Consider the following 7201-nt stretch of genomic DNA (forward strand, 5'->3'; position numbering starts at 1 on the left):
CAATCTCTTCACAAATTGCTTTTATTATAACACAAAACGAGGTTAGCCTAAGCCAACCTCATAACTCTTTTTAGAGATGTGCCCCTTTTTCAACCAAGGCTTCCAATTCATTCAAACGTTTTTCAAAAATCTTGAAGGCAGCATCAAGGTAATCACGACTGGTCATGTCCACACCTGCTTTAGCAATCACATTCAGTGGATAATCAGAACTACCTTCCTTGAGATAGTCAAGATAACGGTCAATGTCTGCCTGAGTGCCATGCACCACTTTATCTGCTAAATAGCTTGCTGCCGCAAAACCTGTTGCGTATTGGTAAACGTAGTAATTGTAGTAAAAATGCGGAATCCGTGCCCATTCGTATTGGATTTCAGGATTGTCCTCTTTGCTAAGGCCATAGTATTTCTCGTTTAATTCCGCATAGAGTTGGTTGAGGTAGTCACTTGTCAAGACGTCACCTGCTTGATCTGCCTTATGAATGCTGTCCTCAAATTCAGCGAACTGCGTTTGACGGAAAATAGTGCCCTTAAAACCATCCAAATAATGATTCAAAATGGCAAAACGTGCCTTGTCGTCTGTCACTTCTTTTAACAAGGTTTCTGTCAGGATATTTTCATTGGTTGTTGATGCAATTTCCGCCAAGAAAATGCTGTAATCCCCATAAACATAAGGTTGGTTTTCGCGTGTGAAAGTCGAATGTAAACTGTGCCCTGTTTCGTGAACGAGGGTAAAGAGATTGTCCAAGGTGTCTTGCCAGTTCAAAAGCATGAAGGCATTGGTGTCATAAGACCCACCTGAATAAGCCCCTGAGCGTTTGCCTTTATTAACATGCACATCAATCCAACGTTCCGTGAAGGCACGGTGTACACGCGCAGCGTAATCTTCACCAAAAACAGCCAAAACCTCCTCAGCCTTCTTCAAAGCCTCCTCATAAGTAAAACTCATGTCCATTTCAGAAAGAGGCGTATGCAAGTCATACATTTTCAAATCATCTAATTTGAGGATTTTTTTGCGCAAGGCGACATAACGGTGTAACAGTGGCAAGTAATCATTGACCGTTTCCACCAAGGTATCATATACCGATTCTGGAATATCATTAGCCGCAAGAGCTGCCTCACGAGCTGATTGGAAATGGTGAACGCGTGCATCATAGTTGTGCACTTTGACATTGGTCTGCAAGGTTTTCGCGTAAGTGTGCTGGAATTGTTCGTAGGTTGCATACATGGCTTGGTAAGCTTCTTTGCGAACTTCACGATTTTTAGACTCCAACAAACTGATAAAATTGCCGTGGGTCAACTGCACTTGATTGCCTTCATCATCTGAAACGATAGGGAAAACCATATCGGCATTATCCAAAATACCAAAGGTTTCACCCGCAGCCCCAAAAATTTCTTGAGCGCCAGCCAACAATTCCTCCTCAGCTTGTGATAGGACGTGTGGTTGACGTTTAAACAATTGCTCGAAGAAATGCGCGTAAGCTGATAAGGCTGGCGTTTCTGCCACAAAATCCGCAAAAGTTGCCTGCGACAACTGCAACAACTCAGGCTCATAAAAGGCAAAAACTTCGCTAAATTTGGCATAAAGGGCTGTGGCTTTAGCTTGGTATTCTTGGTATTTTGCAACTGTTGTGTCTTGGTCATTTTTCATTGACGCATACACATAAACCTTCTCCAAACGGCGCGACAAGTCCAAATATTGCTCCGTGATGCTTAGCAAATTTTGGCTAGATTCAACCAAGTGTCCCTTACATTTTTTGGCTTCATCCAAGTCTGACGCGATAGCTGCCAATTCTCGCTCCCAAGCTTCATCAGTCGCAAACACGGTACGCAAATCCCATTGGTATTTTTCATCAATATGACGACGATTATCTGACATCTTATTCTCCTTTTTGCTCTTTACCTACCATTTTATCATAATAGGCTGGTGGATAAAGCCATTGACGTTCTTTTTCCGACTGATTTTGGTAATAACGGCTAAATTGCTCATAAAAGACGGATAAATCCTGCCTAATCTGGCAAAAACCTTCTTTCGCTGTTAAGGGGCGAACCTGGGGGTAATAAGCAGACAAGGGCAGGCTCAACAAATTAGTTCCTTTCAAATAGGCCTGTTCCTGCCTTTGCAGCCATTTGCTCTGACGCGCCAGCAATTGCCTTTGAATATAGGTCAGTAACTGCGAGTCTTGCTCGACGCTGTAACAAGATAAGGCTTGTCTTTGGTAGGGCAAACGCAAAAAAGCCATCACATCATCTGAAAACGCACATGTCCTAGTCTTATAATGCAACTTGCCATGCCAATCTTCATAAATCAAATAGTGCAACCGAATAACTTCCTGTGTGGCATCCAGCTCCCACAAATGAAACCCCATGTTTTGTGAAAAATACAAAAAGTGCCGCTGCAAAGAAGACAAGCGTTCACCCAACCACAACTTTTTACCCAAGAGCCAAAGCACTTGAAAACCGTGCTCTTGATAAGCCCGCGTGCGATCAAACAAACGCTTCTGCGACAAGCGAGAACATTGCACTTCCAAGGCCAAATGACCATTAACCATGACATCTGCTACTTGTTGTAACTCTGGCAGAACTTGCTCTACCACGACGTCATCTGTTCGCGTAATAGCACGGTAGAGAGCTGCTTTCAACTGCAAGTGTTCGCTACTTTCATTTTCATGGTAAAAGTCGCATTGCTCCAAAGACACATGGGCAAAATGCGGGCGCAAAACCATGCCATTTTTCAAATGCAAAGCAGCATAACAGGCAGGGCACCTAAAGGCTTGTTTGTCTGGAATGCCGTCCAATACCGACACCAATTGCCCCTTTTCATCGAGTGCTGATAACATAAACACACCTCCTACCGCTTTATTCGAAAAAATCCTGAAAACCATTGGAGGCTAATCCAAATAGGTTTTCAAGATTTCTTTTTCTGATACTGTCAATTCACGGTAGCGACCCTTGGGCAAATCACCTAATTGAAAATCGCCAAAAGTTAGGCGTTTCAGGTAAATCACCTTCACACCGTAAGCCAAAAACATCTTTTTAATTTGGTGAAATTTACCTTCGGAAATGGTAATGTAGGCCGAACTTTTATCTAAACTCGTCATGATCAGTTCAAGCCTAGCAGGCTTACAAACCGTACCGTCCGCAAAAGTTACCCTATTTGCAAAAAAGTCAGGAGCATCCTCCGCCAATAGGGCATTCACTTCAACATAATAAGTCTTTGTAACATGATGCTTGGGGTGCAGGAGGCGATAGCCCAAGGGACCATTATTGGTTATCAAGAGAAGGCCTTCTGTGTCGCGGTCCAAACGCCCAACAGGATAAAGCCCAGAAACGCGGTCCCCTTGCTTTATCAAATCAATTACCGTCTGATGTTCCTTATCCGACACCGCAGAAACGACTCCTGTTGGCTTATGAAGGAGAAAATACTTCTCAGATGACGCGGTCACGGATTTACCTGATACCGTAATGGCTTGTAGACTTGGTTCGACATTGAGATTATCCGACTCAGCCAAACGCCCGTCCACATAAACCTGACGGCTACGGATCAATTTTTTCACCTGATTTCGCGAGCCAAAGCCCGCCTGTCCTAATAATTTATCTAAACGCATAGGACTATTGTACCATGACTCAGGCAAGATCTTACCAAAAATAAACTTAATCCAATGCACTGGCAGCAGCTTCGTCCACAATAACCACTACGTTAGGGTGTTTTTGAAGAACGCTGGCTGGTAAGTCTTCTGTCACAGGTCCTTCGATCATTTGTTTAATAGCATCAGCTTTGCCTTGACCATAAGCCATTAAGACAATCATTTTAGATTGCATGATGGATTGAATTCCCATTGAAATGGCTTGTTTTGGCACATCGTCAATGCTATCAAAGAAACGGCTATTTGCTTTAATTGTATCTTCTGTCAAATTAACAACATGTGTCGTCACATCAAATGACGTTCCAGGTTCATTAAAACCAATATGCCCATTGTGACCAATCCCTAAAATTTGAAAATCGATAGGGTGTTCTGCAATCACTTGATCATAACGACGTGTTTCTTCTTGTAAATCACTTGCCAACCCGTTTGGAAGGAAACTTTCTTTAAAGGATTTGGCCCGGAAAAGATTTTCCTGCATGAAGTAATGGTAACTTTGGTCATTATCAGCCGCCAAGCCCACATACTCATCCAAATTGACACTGGTCATGTCTGAAAAATCAAGATCACTCTTTCTGATCTCATCGTAAAAAGCAAGTGGCGTGCTACCTGTTGCCAAGCCCAATGTCTTAGCACCTTTAGCCATTTCATCTTTTAAGAGTGAGAATGCCACTTGGCCGCCTTCTATTTGATTTTGTACACGAATGATTTTCATTGTAACGCCTCCTTGTTTGGTATAGACCGTTTATCTATTTTTATTATATGGTATATACCAATCTTTGTCAAGAAAATTTTTGAAACAAAAAAAGTCTGAGAGCCAAACTCTCAAACTTCGATATTTTCTTTTTAAAATCTAGATAGTACCTGCGATATGACCAAGCACTTCTCCGACATAGTAAGCAAAAAGAGCTGCCACCAGACCGATAAACAAGGTTCTGAAGATTTCTTTTACCTTGTTTTCACCTGTAATTAAGCCTTTAACCAAACCTAACAAAAAGAGGGCAAAAGATACAAACAAGCAGGCCAACAAGAAGGTATGGGCTTTAAAGACCGTCGATACTCCCATGAAAATGTAAGATAATAAAGGAATCAAGCCAAAAATGATGAAAGAAGCAAAGGTTGCTAAGGCATTCTTGATAGACTTATCTTTGATGTTAGACTCTTCTGTTGTCGAACTCAAATAATCCCCAGCTGCCATAGAGAAACCATCTGCCAAGAGATTAGAAAAACCTAAAATCAAGATAGATTCAACTCCTAAGTTACCCCCGACAGCACCAGCTACTACGGCAAACGTGGTTACAATCCCATCCATCCCACCATAGACAATCGACTTCGCATAATTCTTAATAGCCAATTTCATCACCACCCCCGTGTTTATGGTACGATGACTGCTTACATCAAGTCCCTTACCATAAAAAATATTTATAATAATTCTAAATAAACTTCGCTTTTATTATAGCACTTTTTTAGAATGGTTACAATAAAAGAGAGATATTCTCTTTTTTATAGCTAGTATAGAGAAGTGTGAGATGACGGCAAGGCATTTGCGTGTTATAATGTAGAATTGATAAACTATAAGAATTAAGGATAATAACATGAACATCAAAGATTTTGATTTTGATTTGCCTGAGGAATTGATTGCACAAACCCCTCTTGAAAAACGTGATAGCTCTAAATTGTTGGTTATTGACCGTAAAACCCATGACATGGTAGACACGCATTTTGACCACATTTTGGACGAATTGAACCCTGGCGATGCCCTCGTGATGAACAACACACGTGTTTTGCCTGCTCGCTTGTACGGTGAAAAACCTGACACGCACGGTCACGTGGAATTATTGCTTTTGAAAAATACACAAGGCGACCAGTGGGAAGTGCTGGCTAAACCTGCCAAACGCTTGCGCGTGGGGGCTAAAGTGTCCTTTGGTGATGGGCGTTTGACTGCTACGGTCAAGGAAGAGTTGGACCATGGCGGACGCATTGTAGAATTTGACTACGATGGGATTTTCCTTGAAGTGCTCGAAAGTCTTGGTGAAATGCCCTTGCCACCTTATATCCATGAAAAGCTAGATGACCCTGAGCGCTACCAAACTGTCTATGCTAAGGAAAATGGCTCTGCAGCTGCACCAACAGCTGGACTGCATTTTACGCAAGATTTGTTGGAAAAAATTGAGGCCAAAGGCGTCAAATTGGTTTACCTAACGCTCCACGTTGGTTTGGGAACTTTCCGCCCTGTTTCTGTGGATAATATTGACAAACACGAAATGCATTCTGAATTTTACACCCTTTCTGAAAAAGCCGCTCAAACCTTGCGCGACGTCAAGGCTGCTGGCGGTCGCGTGGTAGCCGTCGGAACAACTTCTATCCGCACCCTTGAAACCATCGGTTCCAAATTTAACGGTGAGATTAAAGCAGATAGCGGTTGGACCAACATTTTCATCAAACCTGGTTATGACTTTAAGGTTGTTGATGCCTTTTCAACCAACTTCCACTTGCCAAAATCAACCCTCGTAATGCTCGTATCTGCCTTTGCAGGACGTGAATTTGTGCTTGAAGCCTATCAACACGCCATTGACCAACACTACCGTTTCTTTAGTTTTGGCGATGCCATGTTCGTGAAATAACAAGAAAAAACTCCTTATCCACAAGCGCAAAGCTTGGTGGGTAGGGAGTTTTTGTGTGGGGTGAGTATTATGCTATTGTCTTAATCCTCTGCCATGTTGGTGTAAACGTCTTGAACATCGTCATCGTCTTCTAATTTATCAACGAGTTTTTCCAAGATAGCTGCTTGTTCTTCATCAAGACTGACATAGTTTTGCGGAATCATGCTCAATTGGGCGTGGGCAAAGGTAAGGTTTTGAGCTTGCAAGGCTTCTTTCACTTCAGGAAAAGCTTTGGGTTCTGTCAAAATTTCAAACACGTCATCTGTTGTTTTCAGATCATCAGCCCCAGCTTCTAAAATCATTCCCAGCATATCATCTTCACTGAGATCTAAGCCTTCACGTTCGATTACCAAATGCCCCTTGCGGTCAAACATATAAGCCACTGAACCTGTTGAGCCCATATTACCTCCATTGCGGCTAAAAATAGTATGTAGGTTGGCATCCGTACGTTTTTTGTTGTCTGTTAACGTGTGTACTAAAATCGCTACACCGCCAGGACCATAGCCCTCATAAGTAATCTCGTCATAGTTTGTTGTGTCCCCAACATCAGTTGCCTTTTTAATGGCACGATTGATGTTATCTTTTGGCATATTCGCCGAACGCGCCTTGTCTAATACCATGCGAAGGCTGGCATTCATGGCTGGATCGCCCCCACCAGCTTTAGCTGCTACAAAAATTTCACGGGACAATTTATTAAAAACAGCCCCTCGTTTAGCATCTGCTTCGCCTTTTTTGTTTTTGATTTTGCTCCATTTGTTATGTCCAGACATACAAAATCCTCCTTACGTCTGTGTATTATATCACAAATTCCACGAACATAAAAAACAAAGCCACATCAGCATAACCTGACATGGCTTTTTCGGCTCTATAATTTCTATAGTGGGTAACACCCAGTCAGAA

Annotated in this window: 7 protein-coding genes; 1 reads left to right on the forward strand and 6 read right to left on the reverse strand. The window is 42.3% G+C overall.

Annotation, left to right across the window (positions count from 1 at the left end):
* Positions 1-70 precede the first annotated feature (70 nt).
* The 5 genes from pepF to B3R79_RS04570 all read right to left on the reverse strand — a co-directional run bounded on the left by pepF (position 71) and on the right by B3R79_RS04570 (position 4992).
* Positions 71-1873: an oligoendopeptidase F gene (gene pepF / locus B3R79_RS04550; protein WP_168260997.1), complete on the reverse strand. Its 1803-nt coding sequence runs from the start codon at positions 1871-1873 to the stop codon at positions 71-73.
* 1 nt (position 1874) lies between these two features.
* Positions 1875-2834, reverse strand: a complete 960-nt coding sequence (locus B3R79_RS04555; RefSeq protein ID WP_293694005.1) for a competence protein CoiA — start codon at positions 2832-2834, stop codon at positions 1875-1877.
* A gap of 51 nt (positions 2835-2885) precedes the next feature.
* Positions 2886-3602 (reverse strand): pseudouridine synthase, encoded by a 717-nt coding sequence (locus B3R79_RS04560; protein WP_293694007.1) that lies wholly within the window; start codon positions 3600-3602, stop codon positions 2886-2888.
* A 46-nt stretch (positions 3603-3648) separates the two neighbouring features.
* On the reverse strand, positions 3649-4353 hold the full coding sequence (nagB, locus tag B3R79_RS04565; RefSeq protein ID WP_154454415.1) for a glucosamine-6-phosphate deaminase: 705 nt from the start codon (positions 4351-4353) through the stop codon (positions 3649-3651).
* A gap of 138 nt (positions 4354-4491) precedes the next feature.
* A complete protein-coding gene (locus tag B3R79_RS04570; protein ID WP_293694012.1) occupies positions 4492-4992 on the reverse strand; it encodes a VIT1/CCC1 transporter family protein in 501 nt (166 codons plus the stop codon).
* Positions 4993-5233: 241 nt separating this feature from the next.
* On the opposite strand from B3R79_RS04570, the gene queA reads away from it, so the two are divergent.
* Positions 5234-6262, forward strand: coding sequence for a tRNA preQ1(34) S-adenosylmethionine ribosyltransferase-isomerase QueA (gene queA / locus B3R79_RS04575; protein WP_204984752.1), 1029 nt, complete (start codon positions 5234-5236; stop codon positions 6260-6262).
* Between the two features lie 80 nt (positions 6263-6342).
* On the opposite strand, the gene B3R79_RS04580 is transcribed toward queA, so the two are convergent.
* A complete protein-coding gene (locus B3R79_RS04580; RefSeq protein WP_293694009.1) occupies positions 6343-7071 on the reverse strand; it encodes a YebC/PmpR family DNA-binding transcriptional regulator in 729 nt (242 codons plus the stop codon).
* Positions 7072-7201: the final 130 nt, after the last annotated feature.

Origin of the sequence: Streptococcus sp. UBA3373, from assembly GCF_002360305.1 — a bacterium.
GTDB classification, from domain to species: Bacteria; Bacillota; Bacilli; order Lactobacillales; family Streptococcaceae; genus Streptococcus; species Streptococcus alactolyticus.

Excerpts from the sequence above, each read along its gene's own strand:
- B3R79_RS04580 (WP_293694009.1), bottom strand. The coding sequence starts at position 7,071 with ATGTCTGGACATAACAAATGGAGCAAAATCAAAAACAAAAAAGGCGAA.
- queA (WP_204984752.1), top strand. The coding sequence starts at position 5,234 with ATGAACATCAAAGATTTTGATTTTGATTTGCCTGAGGAATTGATTGCA.
- B3R79_RS04555 (WP_293694005.1), bottom strand. The coding sequence starts at position 2,834 with ATGTTATCAGCACTCGATGAAAAGGGGCAATTGGTGTCGGTATTGGAC.
- pepF (WP_168260997.1), bottom strand. The coding sequence starts at position 1,873 with ATGTCAGATAATCGTCGTCATATTGATGAAAAATACCAATGGGATTTG.
- B3R79_RS04560 (WP_293694007.1), bottom strand. The coding sequence starts at position 3,602 with ATGCGTTTAGATAAATTATTAGGACAGGCGGGCTTTGGCTCGCGAAAT.
- nagB (WP_154454415.1), bottom strand. The coding sequence starts at position 4,353 with ATGAAAATCATTCGTGTACAAAATCAAATAGAAGGCGGCCAAGTGGCA.